Below are 21869 nucleotides of genomic sequence, written 5' to 3' on the forward strand. Positions count from 1 at the left end.
CACTCCCAAATTTTATTGGAATTTCAATGAGCTGGTCCTCTTTAAAGAAGTGCTCATTTCTTCGAATGCACTTTGAAAAGATTTGATATTTTATCTAGCTGCTGCTGAGACAATTTATTAAAGTGAAAATCCGTTGGCGTATGTTCTACCATTTCTTTGCCCGTACAATGAGAAATAACTTCCTTCAAGTAATGCCGGTACGAAGTAGCCAATTTATCAATTGTTGCCGATTGATATTCATTACGATCATAATGAATATCTAAGCACAATTCGCCTCGAACAATCATCGCATTAAATTCTAATGCATACCGCTTCACCATCTCCGGTCCAATATCTGAACCAGTGCTTAATGTAGAAATTTGAAGGCGTTCACCCGGTAATAATTGATCAAATTGACCTAGATAATTAAATATAACTTCCGGCTTTAAGTTAAAAGTAAGAGGCAAGTCAGAACGATGGGTGGTCAACCATCTTAATATTTCATAGCCTATACCTTTGTTTGGAACACGTCGCAAGTTGTCCTTTACTGTTTTGATACTGCGGCTCATATCTGAAGTACTTATCAATTCAAGAGCAAACGGATAAACCGAAGTAAACCAACCAACCGTTCTTGAAATGTCGATGTCATCCATAATATCTTCTCGACCGTGACCTTCAAGATGTACAATAAATGATCCATTCCCACCTATCCACGTCTGCAATGTCATTACTAACGCAGACAGTAAAAGTTCATTTACTTCTGTACTGTAGGTACGATTCGCCTCATGCAAGAGTTGGTAGGTCTCGTCCTTTTCAAGCTTAATACTTGTTTTACGACTATTCCTTTCCATACGCTGCATAATGACATTTTCTTTTGGTAGGAGTCGTGTTTCAATTTGCTCCTGCTGCTGCCAATACATGACTTCTCCTCGAATATCCTTACTATCCGCATAGGAGAGCAGTTGCTTAGACCATCGTTGATACGCATCCGTTTTGGGTGGTAGCTTTACTTCTTGCTTGCTCTCTAATTGTGTGTATGCCGTTTCAAGATCTTCGATAAGGAAGCGCCAAGACACTCCATCTACGATTACATGATGAATAATTAACAGTAAGTAATCACCTTGTTGCGTCTTAAACAACCCAGCCTTCAAAAGCGGACCACTGTCAAGTCGCATAGATTGCTGAATACAATTAGCTTGCGTCTCCATTTCTTTCTCAGCATATTCTTGAGCAATATCCATATAGTCAAACAGTAATAACTCGTGATGGTTACCTTCTAGACCTTTGTTTGTCTGAAGAACCTGATTCGTTTCATAGCTATATCTCATTCGTAAAGCATCATGGTGTGTGGTTAGCAATGTAAACACCGTTCTTAGCAATGTTTCATCAAACCTGTCGGGCTTCAACAACATGACGGAATGATTATAATGTTGTACGGTTTCCCATCCTAGGTCGAATAATCGCCTTTGTATCGGCGTTAGTTCAGTCGGACCCAATACTAAGCCTTGATCAATTTGTGCTTTAATTGGTTGAACATATTTACTCAAACGTCTAATGACTGGGTGTTGGAAAAGATGCCGAACTTCCATTTTCAAACCATGGCGTTGCATTCGTGAAGAAACTTGCAGTGCTTTAATTGAATCGCCGCCTAGCTCAAAAAAATGAGCATCCGTCCCAATTGGGTGTAATCCAAGCACTTCTTCCCACACTGCAACTAATGCTGATTCCACTTCATTTGTAGGAAGTTCAACCGTGCTGCTCAAAGTATTCATCCATTGTGGCTGCGGCAGAACATGGACATTTACTTTTCCATTCTCATTTAGTGGAATTCGCTCCATATGAATGACATGTGTAGGAACCATATATTCTGGAAGCCCATCCGTTACCCACCGTTTAACCTCCACAGCATCGACCGTAATATCAGCTACAACATAAGCCACTAAGAAGGATTTTCCTTCTTCCTCCTTCAAAATGACAATTGCCTCACTAATGTGGGGATGCTCAATAAGGCGATGCTCGATCTCAGAACATTCAATGCGATATCCTCTTATTTTGACTTGATGATCGGCTCTCCCAAAAAACTGTATCGTTCCGTCCTCGCACCATCTTACGATATCTCCAGTCAGGTACATTCTGTTGTTTTCTGCATCGGAGAACGGATTAGTAACAAATTTCTCAGCAGTTAAACTCTCATTATTCAAATAACCTCGTGATAAACCAGCTCCAGCAATAGCAAGTTCACCTAAGACTCCAATTGGCTGAAGTTTTCCATATCGATTTATAACATATACTCGCGCATTGTCTATCGGCTTACCAAGTACAGGTGTGCTGTTAGATCGATGTAATTGGTCGAAATCGATTGGTGCGGCAATACAGCCAATTGTCGCCTCTGTTGGGCCGTAGTGGTTAACAATCGTTGTATTGGAATATTGTTTATGGTATTGGGCGATATCTAACGTATTTATTTTCTCTCCGCCAAGCACGATGAGACGCAAAGTTTCCAATGCTCCTTGTTGAATAGAAAAACCATCATTATTGATCAGAAGATGGAACATAGACGGTGTTGCCTTTACATAAGTAATGTGATGATCAGAAATATATTGAGTCACATATAAAGGATCTACATAATCGTGCTTATTCAATATATGCAATTCTGCACCTCTTATCAGTGCGGACAACATCGATGTATAGCCAAGATCAAAACTTGGTGAAGAGAGAAGAACGGTTCGATCTTTATCGTTAATACCAAATTCATTTACAAACCAATCTAGATAGTTCACTACATTACGATGCTCAACCATAACACCTTTTGGCTGTCCTGTTGTGCCTGACGTGTAGATAACATAAATGAGATCATTAGATTCAAGTGTATACGAAGTACATTTTTCGTCAGTTCCCACGTAATCCAACACACCATCGATCAAACATGTTGGAATCGTTGTATTCAAATCTCCCCTAGCTTGAGGAGATAGAAGTAGAGAAGCCCCGCTATTTTGCAGCATATACTCCATACGCAACGTAGGGAATTCAGGATCAATTGGCACATAAGCCGCTCCTACTTTTTGAATGGCTAACAGCCCAATCATTGTCTCAATTCTATACTCTGCTAAAATAGCGATAATCGGCTGAGTACATGAGCGATTATCCAATGCGGAGCTTAACTCAAATGCTAATTGATTTGCTTTTCTATTAAGTTCGGCATAAGTAAGTCGATCATTTCCGAAAACGACAGCAACATGATCTGGTGTACGGCGAACTTGTTGCTCAAACATTTGAATAAACGAGTGGGAGTCTAGTTCGCTTCGAAGCCTTCCATTAAAATCATGCAGCAGCTGCCTTTGTTCCTCGGAAGCTAACATATCGATAGCAGCAATATTTATGCTTGGATGTTCCATTACTGCATGCAGTATATTCAGAAAATGTTCGACCAAACGCTCTATTCGTTTTCTGCTGAACAACTGCTTAGCGTAAACAAAGTCCATACTAATGCTGTCACCATTCTCTTGAGCGGTTAATGCTAGATCGAACTTGGTCTTTCGAACGCGTAAAGGATAATCTTCCAAGTGCAGATCTTCCATCTGCATTCTATCAATTTCCACATTATTGTAAGTAAAAATGACATCAAATAGTGGATTGCGGCTAACATCTCTTGGTAGGCTTAATTGCTCAATTAACTGCTCTAATGGATAGTCCTGATGCTCAAGAGCATCTAGCACAAGCCCTTTCATCTCTAGTAAATAAATTGAAAAAGACTTGGTTCCCTCTGGCTTACTACGCAAAGCGATCGTGTTCACAAACATACCAACTATTTCTTGCAGCGAAGCATGTTGTCTTCCTGCTACAGGCGACCCTACTATAACATCTTCTTGTCCACTGTAACGAGACAACAGGATCTGATACACTGCCATCAAGATCATATACGGGGTCGTACCTGTTAGTAGAGCAAGTTGTCTTACCCGTTCGGTATCCTGTTCGCTCAGCACGAATTTGTACTGATCTCCATCAAAGCTTTGAACTTGTGGACGTGGATAATCTGCTGGAAAGTCCAGTATTGGAACTTCCCCTTTAAATTGAGTAAGCCAATATTCTTTTGCGGCAAGATTAATGTCAACCTGTGCATACATCCACTCGGAATAATCTTTGTACTGAATCTTTGCAGGTTCTACTTCTGTACCCTGATAAAATCTATTGAAATCATTAATAATGAGATGAATAGAAGTGCCATCCGAGATTAAATGATGCATATCCAGAATTAACAAATGAGTCAGTTCATCCATTTTGGAAAGTCCAATACGGAATAACGGCGCCTTACCTAAATCAAATGGCTGTATAAATCGGCATACATGTTCTTCAATATCCTCTTCTTGTATATGACCCAAATCGTCAATTTCAAATTCAATCGAATGATCTATTATTTGTACAGGCATATCTTCAATCAATTGAAAGGACGTTCGGAAAGCATCGTGCCTCGCTATCAATTGCTGGAATGTATGTTCCAGTCTTGTACGATTCAGATCGCCAATCAACTTTATCGCTGCCGTCATATGATAGGCTGTGCTTGCTGGATCAAGTTGTTGAACAATAAACAATCGTTTCTGTGCAGGCGATGCCTTATAGTAGATATTTTCCTCTGCCCGTGGAATTTCGGCCACTTCAGTTGACTGTGCTAGACCTATCCAGTTCGCCAATTGCCTAATTGTTGGATGATTGAACATTACACGAACAGGAATACTTAATTGAAGCTCCTGATTCATACGAGCGATAAGAAGCGTCGCACTAAGAGAATGGCCTCCTAGTTCAAAGAAATTATCGGTTGCTCCGATACTCGGAACATTTAATGCTTCCTGCCACATTACCGCAAGACGTAGTTCTACGTCCCCTTCGGGTGAAATGTATTGATGATCATCGAGGATGAATTCGGGCACTGGCAATGCCTTTCTGTCAATTTTCCCATTTGGTGTCATAGGCATCTTATCCATAAATGTATATGTCGAAGGTATCATATATTCTGGCAGTTGCTTGGAAAGTCCATTTCTCAACTCCCCTACACTGCTTTCTGAAATGAGCTGCACATAAGCACTTAAATACGGAATACCCGAGTCATTTTCTCGAGGTACTACTACTGCTTCTTGTACGCCCGCCACCTTCATCAGTGCTTTTTCGATTTCCTCTAGCTCAATACGATAACCTCTGATCTTCACTTGGAAGTCCAATCTACCTAAACATTCTATTGTTCCATCGGGCAGCCAACGAGCTAAGTCACCAGATCGATACATCAATTGGTTCTCACTAAACGGACAAGGTATAAATTTTTCATTCGTTAACTGTTCTCGGTGATAGTATCCATTCGCTAAACCATCCCCAGCGATACACACCTCACCAGGAATACCTATTGGCTGCAGCTGATTATAGGCATCTACGATATACACTTGCGTATTGGCAATCGGTTTACCAATCGTAATTACCTGCTCATTTGTAATATCAATGCCCGTTGAATAGACCGTTGTTTCGGTAGGACCATACATATTGTGAATGCTAACATTTCCTACATCCTGAAGTCGTCCTAGCAAGTATGCCGGTAATGGTTCGCCACCCAGTACTAGATCTTCTACAGGATCCAAAAATTCACATTTCTCATCACATGCAATCAACATTTTTAATCGCGAAGGTGTCATCTGCAATATGTTTATCTGTTTCTCAGTAATTAGCTTTTTAAGTTCAACCGCATTCGTTTGCTGTTCTTCATCCGCAAGTACAATTCTCATACCACGACATAGAGGCAATAGAGTTTCAAGAACAAATATATCGAATGAAATCGTAGTAAGCGCCAATATCGTCTTCTCTGGTTCAAAAGCAATTCGAGTGCACATTCCAGCCATAAAATTTTGAACGGCTCTATGTGATATCAACACACCTTTAGGCTTTCCAGTTGATCCCGAAGTGTAGATGATATAAGCAACATCCTCTGTCGATTGATTTTCTTGTAAGGGCTCCAAACTTTCATCTTTGATGGAGTTTTCAGAGATTGATATACGACGAGCAGTTGTTTGAATAGGATAGAAATCATCGGTAATTACTAAAGATGCTCCACTATCTGTTAACATATATTCGATTCGTTCAGCCGGATAATCAGGGTCAATCGGCACATATGCTCCTCCCGATTGAAGCACTGCAAGGATTGCGATCATCATTTCTGGTGAACGTCGAAGCATGATACCAATTGTACAGCCACGTACTGCTCCATGGCGTTGAAGGTAATGAGCTAAACGATTTGCTTCTTCGAAAAGATGGCGATAGGTAAGCTCCGTTTCCCCAAAGATTAAAGCTACCACGTCTGGATTATTCTCAACTTGTCTTCTGAACGATTCCTGAATGGTAAGTTGCTTATCATACTCCAAATACGTTTCATTAAATTGGTAGATGAGCTGACTCTCTTCCTCTGTTGTTAAGATTGGAATTTCCGAGAGTGCTAAATTTCGGTTCTTAGTTACCGCCCTTAGTAATTGTATATAGTGTCCAGCCATTCTACTAATCGTAGAATCTCTAAATAAAGAGGTACTGAAATCGATAAGAAGAATGAGCGTATTATTACGATCCTCAATATTAAATGTTAAATCAAATTGCGATACACCCGGATTGTACTCTGAAGGTGTCCAAGTCAAATCAGCATGTTGTACTTCGTGCAAATTCATATTCTGTAATACAAACATCGTATCAAACAACGGATTACGACCGGCATCCCGCTGAACTTGCAGCAATTGCACCAATTTTTCGAACGGATATTGTTGATGCTCGTAAGCCATCAACATTCTCTCCTTCACCTGCTCTACGAACTGCAAGAAGGTAGTGGAGGAACTAGGCATGGTACGAATTGCAACTGTATTAATAAACAAACCTATGATGTGCTCCGTGTCTGGATGATCGCGTCCTGACATTGGAGTTCCCACGATAAGATCCTCTTGACCTGTATAGCGGTAAAGAAGTGCTTTATACGCAGCAAGTAGTACAATAAACAATGTAGTACCCGTTTCTTGTGCTAAGGTATGAATACCCTGCTTAAGTGCATCATCCAACACAATGGAGAAACGATTCCCCTCATAATTCAATTGCTGAGGGCGATTATAATCAGTAGGCAGATTTAGTAATGGAGTATTCCCCGCAAATTGCTCTAACCAATACGCTTCTTCACGTTTCAACTCTCCATTGCCCAATCGTTCCATCTGCCACGCCGCAAAGTCTTGATATTGTACTCGCTCTGGTTTAATTGAACCCCGATCATAAATAGAGATGAGTTCTTGCATAAGGACTTCCATCGAATAGCCGTCCGAGATAATATGATGCATGTCCAGCAATAGCATATGATCGTCGGGAGCAGAACTTAATAACTGTACCCGAAACAACGGTGCAGAATCCAAAATAAAAGGTCGAACGAAACTTTTCATTTCTTCTTTCCAATACATTGGATCTACAGGCTTGATCGGAATCGTGAGATCGATATTATTAGTAATCTTCTGAATAAGTTGCCCTTCTTGCAGCTTAAAACTTGCCCGCATCATAGAATGTCGATCCGTTAATTGCTGAAATGCGGCGGTTAATCGGGTTATATCTAGCGGTCCTTGAATACGAATAGTACCCGAGATGTTTTGAACTAACCCACCCTCTTCAAGCTGCTCAAACATATATACTCTCTGCTGTGCAGGAGACATCACATATTCGTCCTGATTAGGGGCAAGCGGTATTGGAATATAGGTGTCTGGTTCTAATCCGTCCATATAACGTGCCAGTTCGTTTACTGTGCGAGAAGCAAGAAATTGACCGAGTGGTATTAACTTGCCAAATTGTTCATAAAGCCGCGAAAGCAGCGTAGTTGCTTTCAAGGAATTTCCGCCCAGACTAAAAAAGTCATCATAACGACCAACTGTAGATACTCCGAGTAATTCCCTCCATATGGCAATGATCCGCGCTTCCGTTGTGCTCATATCGTTATCATCAATATGTTCGGGATGTGAAAGTTTAATTAAATCCAATAACATAGATTCATCAATGCGTCCATCGGGATAAACAGGCATAACACTAACCGGGATGCAAAGTCGTGGTGTCAAGTAGTCAGGTAATTTCGAAAAGAGTTTGTTTCTAATATCTTTGCTGCTCGCATCCGTAACTACAAAAACGATGATTTCATCCACAGATGGAAGAGGTTCATTGGATAACTCGTTCAGCAGCTTCCTCGTAGTTACCACGCATCCAGCTCCATCTAGCAACGAAGAAAGCGTCATCTCCAGCTCATACAGATTCACAAGACGACCTTGAATGGAAACAACTCGTTTCTCATCATCTTTCCATACAAGTTTCCCGTCAACTGTGACAGATGCTTTAAATTCCGTCCGTATCCAACGGTCAGTGAACAGATGAATGTTGCCTACCGTACCAAAAACAGCTGGTTGATTATATTGGTCATGAACTCCGACCATAGAGACAGAACTCTGCTGTACCGAACCATTCACACTCATCAATCGATTCAAAATATCGCCCATGTTAGATAGGCATAACAGCTCAAGTCGCTCTTGTTGTTCATCCGTAACGATAGACAGCTCATGAACAACCCGATCCTCATTGTTAGCCACAACCTGCAGCAATTGAATAAAGCTGCTCATCCATTCTTGAATCGTTTTTTCATCTATTAAGTGCAGTCTATAATCTACATCGACCCGCAATTGTTGACCAATTTCCGTAACATTTAAAAATAAATCATAATGCGAATGTGCTGCTGGAATAGGTACAATCTGAGTCTGTAAATTAGAAAAATGCAGCTGCCTTATCGGTCTGTCCATATTAAATAGTACATTGATTATCGGAAGTGATAACCCCGTACCAGCTGAAAGATTTGCCAAAGAGATGTGCTGATGCTCTTCCCATTGCTGCATATTGTTCTTAAGATTAGCAACGAAATCTTTGATAGAAAAATGAGACTCGATTCTACTGCACAATGGTAATAAATTAACACAATTCCCCATCATGATATGTTGTTCCATGTGCAATTGTCCTGCAGTAGGGATACCAACCACTACATCTTCTTGGCCAGTGATTTTGTGCAATAATAGTTTAAATGCAGCCAACATCGTTACGAAAAGACTATTTTGAGCACGAATGCTGAATTCCCTTAACGCTCTTGTTACGTCATGATCAAGGTGGAATGAATACCTTTGACTATCTGTCTTGTTCTGATCCACTAAAGCTTTATTAGAAGGTATAGGCAAACTTAAATACTTAGATTCGAACTGCTCTCGCCAATAATGAATCGCCGTATTGGCCTGCTCCCCCTCCAATACCGCATTCTGCCATGAAGTAAATTCACTAAATTGAGCTACATGCAGCAATTGAATAGAGTTTCCGTCTACCAATGAAGAATATACTTTTTCTAGTTCCCCTATAAATAAAGCGATTGACCAACCATCTATTACAAGATGATGGAAGGTAAATAGTACATCATGTTCATTATCGGAGCGTCTGAATATTCGTGTTCGAAATAATGACGATCTAGTTCGAAGATCGAATGGCGTATTCATTTCTGCCCGAAGCCAACGTTCATATTGATGTTCGATTCCATCTTGGTGTAATAAATCTGCGACGGTCAATTGAATCTCTGCATGATATTCTTTAAGAATCTCAATATATTCTCCATCTGAATCTACGATGGAACGGAGTGCTTCATGACGATCCATCATGATACGAACAGCTTGACGCAGCTTCTCTATATTTAACTCACCCTGCATATGCAGTACGAAAGTCTGATGTAATGCCAATGATGAAGAGTCATCCGACAAAGAGGCGATCCACATTTGTCGCTGCTCTTGGGACAGCGGAAGCAATTCATGCGAACTATTCCGTGCTTGATCATAAGAAAAAGTCTCTAGTTCAGCTGTATATTTAGCTTCACGAGTTCCAGATCCGCCACCATCTGGATGGTTTCGATTTTCAGGAAGAAACCCACCTTTGCGCAAATCAGAAACCGTATCCTTAACAGCTTGTATAATCGCCTCAATATCTTCCATTGTATGGGCTGTAGACAGGAAGCAATTTCGTCCTTCCCAGATATAGATTCCTTTATGAATCAGGTGATAGAAAAACAACTCAATATCGCTGTATGACACAAAACGGAACAATGTTCCATATTGAACCATATGAATCGGTATTTGTTCATCCTTAAAATAACGATTTAATTCATCCGTTAAATATGTCGTTTTCCGATTAACGTCTTCATACAAGTCAGTGCCTTGTTCTTTTAAATAGTGTAATACCTTGAGAGAAACTCGCATTGTTAATGGATGGGTACAGAAAGTTCCACCTACAAATGTTTTTTGTGCAGCATGCGTAGGAACCGAAGCATCTCCAAACGACCACAGTCCTCCATCAACCGGAGCCATAAATGTTTCTTTTCCAGCAACAACGCCAATTGGCATGCCTCCACCTAACACTTTTCCATAAACAACAAGATCTGCCTTAACACCAAACCAGGCCTGTGCTCCACCAATTGCAATTCGAAACCCAGTAATCACTTCATCAAAGATTAAAGCTGTACCAGATGATGTCGTTATCTCCCGAAGTTCCTGTAAAAATGGTTGTGGTTGTATATCTGGTCGTCGACTTTGAACAGGTTCTACAAGAACAGCAGCAAGCTCATTAGCGTGCTCTCGAATGAACTGAAGCGACTTTGGATTGTTGTAGTTTAACATCACGATGTCCTGGATATAGCTTGAAGCAATCCCTGGAGCCATCGGTATTGCAGCTGCCTCATTTGAAGACGGATCGGCCACGCCAAGCACACCATCAAATGTACCGTGATAGGAGCCAGAGAAAATTACTACTTTACTGCGCCCAGTCACTGCTCTTGCAAGGCGAAGCGCAACCATTACAGCTTCCGTGCCAGAATTGTAAAATGCAACTCGCTCCACTCCGGTTAGCTCGGCGATCAATGCTGCAGCTTCCCCAGCAACATCCGACATGGGACCTAGCGGTGGTAAATCACACTCTATATGTTTACTCATTTCCTCCTTAAGCCAAGAAGGATTATGTCCGAATAAATTAACTCCAAAGCCCATCGTAAGATCAATATATTCATTACCGTCTATATCCCACATGCGAGAACCTAGTGAACGCGCTGCGATGATAGGATACACGATCTCCTTCCAGTACATACGAAATCCTGATGCGTTACGGTTATTCGCATGTAGCCTTCGGCTTGATTGTGTATACTGCTTTGAGTAAATCGTTCGCTGTTGAAAGTCCTCAATGAACGATTTTAAATACATTTCTTGGCGTTTATTAAATCCACTTTCTTGCTCTAGCACAAGAGGTTGATAAGGAACAAATGGCCTTTCTCCTTGCTGCTCCGTAGGTGTATTATTAATTTTTTGAGGAGTGAGCGATATCGGCTGTATAACTTGCAAGTCCTTAGAACTATTTTTAATCTGTGCCGTCCCATGTATTTCTTGTTGTACTGTAGCCGCAGCATAACCTTGCTGCTGCAACACTTCTAACTGTTTCGACATGATATGGCTGAACATATCGTTCTGCTCTTTTAACAGCGTAAGCTGCTGCGACAATATATGATTCAAATTGTCAGACTGCACATTCGAATGGTGAGGAGGAGTATACTCCGATGATGCCCGCACTTGCTCAACATGTACTCCTTCATTTCCGGTAGTTACATTATTTCTTTCAATTGTTACATCAGCTTGATTTGCAGAAATAGAGCTGCTTGCCGCAGCCACTTGTAATTGAGCCCCAGCAACCTGTGAAATATACTGTTCCAGTTGATATATGCTAGTAAAAGACTCGAAAAACTGTTTGATTGGAATATCAACTTGCAACTGTTCAGCAATATCTTTTCTAACCTGAACGAGCATAATAGAGTCCAAACCCATTTCAAGGAAATGGATATTCACTTCAGCCTGCGTTAAATCCAAACCAGAGGCGCTACTCACAATCTTCAAAAGAACATCAGTTATATGTTTTTGCATTGAACGATCACCACCAGAGCTAACTTTTATCCCATTATTCAGATGAATTTTATCAACTTTATTCACATCTATTGGTATGGAATTGGCTATTGAATGACTAGATTCCATATCAATCCAACACCGTTTTCGTTCGAATGGATACAATGGAAGCGACACTCGCTGCAAAAATTTCGTTGCATATATTTTACTCCAATCTAGCTTCACACCTTGTACATAAAGCTCACACAACCTAAATAGCTGCTCATCCATGTTCATGGAAATGATAAGTTCTTCACTTTCTTCTTGAAGTCGCTTCAATTGACTCTCCCTAATAGCTCCAGGTACCGCCTGGTATGAATAAGAGTCCGGAATTACAGAATAGTGGCCCGTATAGATCCCAGGCATATCCTTCTCTCCATTAGCAATCTTATTTAACATTGAAATTAACTCATTAAGGTTCGTACATACGAATGCGATTCTTCTTTCACAATGAGCTCGTCCAGTGTTTGCGGTATAGCATATACTTTCGATATCTGTATCTCTATACTTCAGCAATGATTGTTTGTAATCAATAACTAATTGCTTGAGCGCTGATTCTGTCTTGGCCGAACATGTAAATATATATTTTTTCTGCTGGGATGAATAGCTTTTATGTAGCGGTGGAGTATATTGTTCCAGCACTACATGCGCATTGGTCCCACTGAATCCAAAAGAACTGACACCACCACGAAGCGGCATGTCCTGTAATGGAAACGATGTCTTGTCAGTATTTACATAAAAAGGCGAACTCTCAAAAGATATGTTGGGATTCGGCACTTGAAAATGAACAAGCGGTGTGTTTTCCCTGTGTTTCAACATAAGAACCGCCTTTATCAATCCTGCTATACCCGCCGCTTCAAACAAATGACCAATATTGGTTTTTACAGATCCAATAGCACAGAACTGTTTTTTATTTGTGTACTTGCGAAATGCGCGTGTTAAACCATTAACCTCAATTGGATCACCAAGCTTAGTCCCAGTCCCGTGTGCTTCTATAAAATTCAACGACTCCGGGTTAATATTTGCATCTCTCCAAGCATCTTCAACAACTTCCGCTTGTGCAATCGGATTAGGAGCAGTAATACCCACTGTTGTTCCATCCTGATTGATTGCACTCCCTTTTATTACAGCATATATATGGTCCCCGTCCTCGATTGCACGCTGAAGAGGTTTAAGAAGTATTGATGCTACTCCTTCTCCAACTCCTGTACCATCAGATTCGGAATCAAATGTCTTAGCACGTGCATCTGAGGACTCCATATCAAGTCCTAGCGGGATTGGCAATAATACAGTACGGATGCCACCTGCAACAGCCATCTCACATTCACCTTGCTGTATTGCTTTACAAGCCATATGTACGGCAACAAGCGAAGATGAGCATGCAGTATCTAATGTGATCGCAGGACCTCTTAAATCTAGGTAGTAGGAAATACGACTCGCCAAAACAGAAGGTAAGTTCCCAACAATATATTGGGCTAGTGAATCTGGCTTACACGTAGATACAAGCCTTTCATAGTCATATCCTACCTTCGAAAAACCAGCATATACCCCTACTTTCCTTCCTCTTATTTGATCCCCTGCATAACCTGCATCTTCAAGTGTGTGCCAAACATTCTGTAAGAACAAGCGCTGGTTAGGATCCATAAGCTCTGCTTCTTTCGGACTTATTTTGAAGAAAGAATAGTCAAACCTATCAATTTCATCTAAATAACCACCTTCAACAAACTCGCTTTCTGACTTTGCCCACTGCAATGCGCTTAAAAATTGCTTAGCATCTCGCTTACGATCTTCAGAGATAGGGCGAATTAAGTCAGCACCATCGCTTAATCGCTGCCAGAACTGCTCTACTGTATATACCTCAGGTAGTCGAAGTGCCATTCCTATAATTGCTATTTCCTGGTTACTTGCGCACTCCGGTTCATCTACTATATTTTTCGTATCGCTACTAAGCTCCGCTGTTAGATACTTCGCCAAATGTGAAAGGGATGGATAGGCAAACAGTTCCGTAACTGCTAACCTAATGCCAAATTGCTGCTCAATACGTTCTGAAATCTGTACTAATTGCAGGGAATTGGCTCCTAAATCAAAGTAGCTTCCATGTATATCTATATGTTCTCTTCCAAGTACTTCCCCGCATATCCGCTTCAATTTATCTTCTACTTGACTATGAGAAATGAGCTCCGCTTGCTGCTCAGAACATACTGAAATATAACTTTTCAATTCATGAGACAAACTACTATAATCACCATTTAAAAATTGCTTTTTCAACTTGTATCTTTGCACTTTTCCACTTGTTGTTTTCGGCATTTGTCGAATAGGAACTATTTCATTAATGACCCAGCCACCTACTCGATATAAATACTGTTTTAATTCCATAGCTAGTGGTGCAAACTTTTCCAACTTCCTCTTGGTGACAACAAATAAGATAATCTCCTCTGTGTCTGTATCGATATTATGCACTCCACATGCAGCGACTCTACCCAGCTCAACTCCGTCAACTTCCTCAGCCACGCGCTCAATATCATGCGGATATACATTCTGACCATTTACAAAAATAATATCTTTGGCTCGACCTGTAACTACAAGTTCACCATCCCGAAAAAATCCAAGATCACCTGTTACCACCCATCCATCAGACAACATCACAGCTTCTGTTGCTTCTTTATTGTTGTAGTACCCTTGTGTTACATTTTCGCCCTTAATATGTATGTTACCAACTACATTATCAGGTACAACATGATGCTCATCATCACATACTCTTATATGACAGTATTTAATAGCTTGTCCTACTTTTACGAAGCTGACTGCGGTCTGATCAGCTGGATCGACATCAATAACACGTTCATTCACATTTAAATGATTACGGTTTAAATATAGTGTTTCAAACGCATTTCCCGGCACGGGAATTGCCGCACCAACAGAGGCTTCAGCCAATCCGTAAACAGTCAACATAACTGTTTTCTTCAACCCATAAATGGATAATGTATCTAGAAATTCATTGCATAATGCTGATGATATCGGTTCGGCACCATTGTAAATAACACGCACTGATGATAAATCCCAAGAGCCAATTTTATCTGGTGAAAAGAACGACAAAAAATACTTGTAGCCAAAGTTAGGAGATGACAATATCGTTATTCGATGATCATGCGTTTTTTGCATCCAAAGGATTGGTTTGCGAATAAATAGTTCTGTTGGCATTATGTATTGGGGAATTCCCATAACTAGAGGTGTAAGGTGGCAGGCAATTAAGCCCATATCATGTGTTAACGGCATCCAGGATAAGAAAGAATCCCGTTCATGAATTTCAGTATTATGAATAATACCGCAGGCATTATGTATAAGATTTCGATGTGTTAGCATAACACCTTTAGGATCTCCTGTTGAACCAGAAGAAAATTGAATAAATGCAATATCATCGGATTCCGCAGGATAAATCTTTGCTAGCTCAGGATCTCCTGTATGTGTATCCATCAGCATAATGTTATCGATTATATTTTTATCCGAGTGCTGCACTTTTTCTGTAAATTTGACAATATACTCGTATGCTTTAGCCGTAGCTATCATGCAGGGGGATTTTAACACTTTCCATATTTGGATTACTTTTTCTTTGTGTTCGTCATTCTTGCCTATACTAACAGGTACAGGAATCATTCCTCCAAGCAAACATGCCCAGAAAGCTACAACAAATTTCCGATTATCTTCGATCTGAAAAATAACCTCTTGTCGAGGTTGGACGCCTGATTGCTGAAGTTTGTGAAGAAATCCAAGTGCTTCCTGATATAACTCCTGATAAGTCACATAATCTTGCCGATGCTCTGCTTCAATGAATGTGATTCCCGCTTCTCTGATCGAACTACGATGTCGAATAGCATCCGTTAATGTCTTAAAGTTCAGTGTAAACATTATGGTCCCTCCTGCAATAGACAGTATTTAAAAGATGTTCTCTCTGAACAACAACAATTGGGAATGTGCTAATCTGTATGTAATTGTATTCTGCACTCTCATGCACAAAAGATATAGTTACCGCTAATACTAATTGAAATATTTCAATGCTATTGATATTTTAACAATAGCTAGCGTTAACATAACCAACAATCATTACTTAAAACTTCAAGCCATGAAAGAACATCTGCTTACTGTTCCTCCCATTCAACCACGATTCTGCGCAACATCTTCATTACATTTTGATATCGGTCGCATTCTATATGGCATAAAGATTAACACGAAGAAAATTATGTAAATCCAAAATGTGAATACCTGTTCTATTCTATTTTATTCATGGTATAGGTAGGAGATCAGAAACAGCAATTGAAGTTATATAGTACTTATGATCTACTAAACGATTAAGACAAACACAACTTTTCCTGATATAGGAAGAGGTTCCATTGATATCTTAATCTATATTTTTGTAAATGACAAGATGATTCTGTCGTAAATTGATCCTTACTATCAATTTTAACCATTCAATACAATAAAACCATGTTCAGGCCAATCATCACATCCCTTCATAAAAAAACAAACAGGCACTCCCCACACAGAAAACTGCGAGGTAGATACCTGTTCTATAGCATTATTCCCTTGTAAGTGTATATTTCATCAATGTGGATCGTACATGCATCAAGGCTTACACCTATGTGAACATTTTGTTGTATAACAACTCATGCCTCAGTCGTCAATATTCTCGGCGAAGTCCGTAATATTAAACGTGATGCAGCCCATGCTCCACACGCTGCCGCTACAGCACTAATAGGAACCATCAATCCAATTCCTGCTGCATTTATTACTAATGGAACCTCTACTATTCCATAATTGGATAGTACCATATTGAGCAATTGTGGCAGTGCGAATACTCCCACTAAAAGCCCTAGTAACCCGCCAATTAGAGAAAGCACAAATATTCCTGTAGTAATAGAGAGACGAATTTTTGCTGATGTCATCCCAATCGTTTTAAAAATGCCGTAGGTTCTGCTGTCTTTCTTAATATTAATACGACATACACTATAAATGATGATAAAAGTAACTGCAATAAATAGGAAGCCCATACCACCCAACGGAACGAGCAAAATGTTTATAGCTTCCGAGAATACTTCATCCACCAAAGTACTTTGAGTTGCGACCCATAAGGCAGTACCATACTTGGTTTGTAATTCACTTACAAACCCATCTATTGAAACACCTTCCTTCACATTCAAGAACATCGATTCCATGTTATTGTAGTCCGGCTGTATTTTTTGTATCGCTTCTACTTTAAGACGAGCCGAGTTGGACATATTAGCAATAGCCTGATATATACCTGTTATTTCCATATTTATAGGTTTTCCTTGAACAAAAATTTCTATGGAATCACCTACTTCCTTCTGCAGCTTTTTAGCTACATTCACTCCAATAGCAATCTCATCACCATTCATGGGATTACGTCCTTTAAGATTAACTACTCCTGTCTCGTTATAATCCCCTTCCAGCACAGTTAAATATACTCCCATAGAAGTCTCACTATCATTTTGAAGATCCTTATTCAGGGCAACAATGCCATTCATATCTCCAAAACGACTAAAATTAGCTACACGTTCATCTAAATTAAATTGAGACCGCAACTGTTCATAGGATAGTTCCGCTGGTTTATCGATTTTCATCGAAATATCAGAACCATCGTATCCCCAATGTGAAATCGTCTGCCCTATAGACATAATGCTATAAATGAACAGAAATCCGAATACGAGAACCGCAGATGTCATTCCAGAAATGAGAACCATTAGAGAAGAAGCGCGAACATTCTTGATAAGACCTCTCATTCCAATGACTAGCGAAGCTGGAAATTGTTCAAAGCGCAACCATGCCCGTGCTGGCGAAGCAGCCTTTCTAGCAACAACATGCTCAGCACCACCGTACCTAATAGCTTGCACTGGCTCGACTTTTCTTGCTTTACTCGCAAACAACCAAGACGAAGCGACGATGATAAAAATAATTAAAGCAGCCATCAGCCAAGACCAGTCTGCGGATGATACGCTCATATCTATGTTGGCAGTCTTCAGATGTGAAACCGAGCTATCCATAATACGATCTGAAAATGCATAACTCAGAAGAACTGCTGGAACAACGGATAAGCAAGCCAATAGTCCATACTGGATGACATATACACTAATGATTTTTCGAGATGTCAATCCAATCGAACTTAAAATACCTATTGTCTTATAGCTTGAAATAATTTCATCTGATATGGTGAAATAAATCGTATAGAGAGCGATAGCAATCATTACTACCGACAAAAAAATCATGACAAATGCAATGAGCTTATTTGTGACAAGATAGAAGGAAGACAAGCTATCAAATTCCGATTTTCCTTCTAAATATGGAGTACCAAGAGATTTTTCGAATGATTCCCAGTACGTTTGACTCTGACTATAATCACTATACCTCAAGCTGATCATCGTCTTATCTATTTCATCTAACTTACTTGATACCTCACGGTAATCATCTGGGCTCATCCAGATACGGGCTGTAGTTGTAAAAGGAGCACTATATGAAATATCTACAACGACGGCAGACACTTTGTAGTCAATTACACCATTTTTCGTTTTTACCCCAATGTTATCTCCAACCTGAATATCCTTTGATCTTGCCAAAGTAGTAGGAATCCATACCGTTCCTTCGTTCGGTATGGATGTTATTTGACCTTGGTCAAATAACAATTCATCTACATCAGAAGGTTTTGGTGGAGTGTTTATCATCATAGCAGCCACATTGGAGTAATCTTGCCCCTCATGCATAATTCCAGAGACATTGTGATATGGCATAATTTCCGAAACAGTTACCCCTTGCTGCTGCTTCCACCAATGCTGCACTTCTTCAGGATCATGAAGCCCGTTCTCAATTTTCAGTATTTGGTGTGCCCCTTGCAATCTCTCATGCATATTCAAGTAAGCACCACCAGAGTTACTAATAATAGCTACAGCTGTCATTAGTAACACCGCGGAGAGAAGAATAATAAGTGTGATGAAGAAATTCTGAATCTTCTTTTTTCGCAAACTTGATTTAGATAGTATCCAGACTGGTGACATATTCTGTTACTCCTTCCCAGCAATAAATGAAAAGATCTGCTGTTCGCGGGACTGAAGCTGTTCTGGCTTATATTTACCCAACTCCAATATCCCGCCAATCTGACCATCTTTGATGAGAATAATCCGATCTGCTCGACAGGCTGCTTTAATATCATGAGTTACCATGACAATGGTCTGTCCATCGCGATTAACTTCAGTTAATAAATCAAGAATAATCGTACCTTGCTCTTGATTCAAAGCTCCGGTCGGTTCATCCGCAAAAATAACTTCTGGGGAATTGATAAGTGCCCTTGCAATGGCAGCTCTTTGTTGTTGTCCTCCCGACACTTGTGAAGGTAGTCTATCCCGTTGCTCTTCAATATTCATAAGCTTAAGTAAATAGAGAGCTTTTGTACGAATATCTTTATTTGAACGTCCTGCTACATGACCTGGGAGAGCGATGTTTTCATATAAATTTAAATCTGGGACCAAATTAATCGACTGGTATACATAACCAATTTCTTCTGATCGCAATGCTGTTATTTGTGTTTCTGATAGTTGATCAATTCGCTGTTCTTTGAAATACACACTACCAGAACTTACACTATCCAAACCACTTAACATATAAAGCAACGTAGACTTTCCAGATCCCGAACTACCCATTATAACTGTAAATTCACCTTCATAAATATCTAAACTCATATCCTTGGCTGCGTGGAATTCCTCATTTCCGGTTTGATACGTTTTATAGAGATGCTCAGCTTTTAAAATCACCGTTTTCTTTTCATTAGGTTTTAGTTGAACCTTCATTTCAATCACTCCCTCATATGAATTAGCATTTTTTCAGTAAGGAATATCAGTTATAGTAGTGAAATCATGTAGTTAAAAGAAGATTAGTTATGGATAACGATTCATCTCTGCGTGAAAACGAGATTACCAGTATCTGAAACAAGTCGTACTCTAGGGGTATTATTACTGTTTGGAGTTATGCTTGGAGGAAGGTTAGATTCTATGCTGCCATCGACTGTTTTCAGTTCATGCTGTAGAGAGTTAGGAATTTCATATGCTGTTACGGAAACATTACCTGTATCTGTCTTGACGAAAATATCTGATGTGATTGTCTTCAAATTTAAAGAAACTTTACCCGTATCTGTAGACACATTAAACTTGCCGTCATTTACATTAGCGAGAAAATTACCTGTATTACTTGCTATTTGATATTCGATTGCGTGAACTTCTTCTATCGAAATATTTCCAGTATCGGTTTGTATCTGCAATTGTGCGAAGACTTGCTGAGGAATTTGAATGGTTAGTTTGACATTGGAGTAAAGAACAAAGAACTTTTCTTCAGTCTTTTCCTTCACAGAAATGACTAAGTTTTTTCCACTATGGTTAACTTGCAACTTATAATCATCTGCCCAACGAGTAGTAATCGTGCCAGTAAGCTTTGCTTCAATAGTTTCTCCTTTAGTCGGAGTCAATTCAATATTTTGAGTGTCAGATATGATTTGAATATTTTGAATTTCTTGTGCATGAGCACTCCATCTTTCACTAATTTCGGTTGTATTAAATGGTGATACGCCCAGTAAAAAGAGAGCAACGTTTCCAATTACCGCTACCACAATAAGTACGAAAGCCACTTTAACCTTTCTAGAGGCACTCATATATTTCTCCCCCATTTTCTTATGCTATAACGCAAATATCGAAGCACCTGGTTATAGTACCAAGTTATCATTTTATTCAATCCTATCACGAGCAGCAATCCGACACCTACTAATCCTAATATCCAAAAGAAATCAAACAAAAGGTTCCAACTTACTCCATTCTGGATAAGCATAATAAGTGGTGATGCAAGCAGCAGCCCTGCGATTACATACATACTTACAACAACTAACAAAGAAATTGCGAATGGTATCAGCACCGGCACTATATTGAATATGCCAATACCTGCGATGGCAAGAGTAGCCTTAGTTATTCGATTCAATGTAGGAGAGTGTGTCGCTTCTTGCAGTCTATACTGTGCTATTATTTCTTTCGCAACCAGTTTAGGGGTACCAAGACTTCTAACGATCTCCTCTTCATCTCTACTACAATATAGAGCATTAGCGAAATGTTCTTCATAATCACCCAACACCACCTCACGTTCTGATGGGGGAAGACATTTCAAGTAACTAGACAATTCACTTATATATTTTTGTTTATTCACCCCGTAGTCCCCCTTCGATTATTTCTTGAACACCTTCAGAAAATAATGTCCACTCCCCTAACAGCTGTTGAAGTGATTCCTTCCCCTTATCAGTCAGTTTATAATATTTTCGGGGCGGTCCTACATTTGATTGGATGTAATAAGTAGAAAACAAGCCGTCCACCGTGAGGCGCCGAAGCAACGGATAAATCGTTCCTTCTGAAATTTCAAACTTGCGTGAAATCACATCTACTAATTCGTAACCATAACGATCTTGCTTGGCAGTCAAAACCAGTACGCACAATTCCAATACACCTTTTTTAAACTGTACATTCAAATTAACCACCTACGCTTTTTCAGTACCTTTTAATCCGAGGTACCGGATTAAAAAACAATATCGCGTTCCAAATGCATTCCTTAGAGCTTACATGCTACTACCTTGCATTGCACAGTACCTAGTTATAAAAAAAACGATACTCAAATATAAACAATGACTCGTGAGATTTCTATTCCTATACATCCATTCCTGACTCATCGTATCCAGTTATACCCAAATTATACTTCCATTTTTTATGATTCACAAGCATTTTCTAAAAAAACTTGCATTTTGAATAATTATCAATTCCT

6 protein-coding genes are annotated in these 21869 nt (G+C 39.8%); all 6 read right to left on the minus strand.

Translation table 11 applies throughout. The features are described 5' to 3' along the window. Positions 1 to 53: 53 nt before the first annotated feature. Entirely contained in the window at positions 54 to 15923 is a 15870-nt protein-coding gene (locus H580_RS0100130) for a non-ribosomal peptide synthetase (protein WP_028592998.1), read from the minus strand. Positions 15924 to 16678: 755 nt separating this feature from the next. Beyond that, positions 16679 to 19078: an ABC transporter permease gene (locus tag H580_RS0100135; protein ID WP_028592999.1), complete on the minus strand. Its 2400-nt coding sequence runs from the start codon at positions 19076 to 19078 to the stop codon at positions 16679 to 16681. A gap of 6 nt (positions 19079 to 19084) precedes the next feature. After that, positions 19085 to 19867, minus strand: coding sequence for an ABC transporter ATP-binding protein (locus H580_RS0100140; RefSeq protein WP_036604237.1), 783 nt, complete (start codon positions 19865 to 19867; stop codon positions 19085 to 19087). Between the two features lie 101 nt (positions 19868 to 19968). Further along, positions 19969 to 20721 carry a DUF4097 family beta strand repeat-containing protein gene (locus H580_RS0100145; RefSeq protein ID WP_028593001.1) on the minus strand — a complete coding sequence of 251 codons (753 nt, stop codon included), beginning with the start codon at positions 20719 to 20721 and terminating at the stop codon, positions 19969 to 19971. Continuing rightward, positions 20718 to 21263: a DUF1700 domain-containing protein gene (locus H580_RS0100150; RefSeq protein ID WP_028593002.1), complete on the minus strand. Its 546-nt coding sequence runs from the start codon at positions 21261 to 21263 to the stop codon at positions 20718 to 20720. The genes H580_RS0100145 and H580_RS0100150 overlap by 4 nt, the downstream gene beginning before the upstream one ends. Next, entirely contained in the window at positions 21256 to 21579 is a 324-nt protein-coding gene (locus H580_RS0100155) for a PadR family transcriptional regulator (RefSeq protein ID WP_028593003.1), read from the minus strand. The genes H580_RS0100150 and H580_RS0100155 overlap by 8 nt, the downstream gene beginning before the upstream one ends. Positions 21580 to 21869 lie beyond the last annotated feature (290 nt).

Source organism: Paenibacillus assamensis DSM 18201, assembly GCF_000422445.1.
GTDB classification, from domain to species: Bacteria; Bacillota; Bacilli; order Paenibacillales; family Paenibacillaceae; genus Paenibacillus_B; species Paenibacillus_B assamensis.

What these genes read in the sequence shown, in the direction of transcription:
- H580_RS0100130 (WP_028592998.1), bottom strand. Translation starts at nt 15,923, where the DNA reads ATGTTTACACTGAACTTTAAGACATTAACGGATGCTATTCGACATCGT.
- H580_RS0100135 (WP_028592999.1), bottom strand. Translation starts at nt 19,078, where the DNA reads ATGTCACCAGTCTGGATACTATCTAAATCAAGTTTGCGAAAAAAGAAG.
- H580_RS0100140 (WP_036604237.1), bottom strand. Translation starts at nt 19,867, where the DNA reads ATGAAGGTTCAACTAAAACCTAATGAAAAGAAAACGGTGATTTTAAAA.
- H580_RS0100145 (WP_028593001.1), bottom strand. Translation starts at nt 20,721, where the DNA reads ATGAGTGCCTCTAGAAAGGTTAAAGTGGCTTTCGTACTTATTGTGGTA.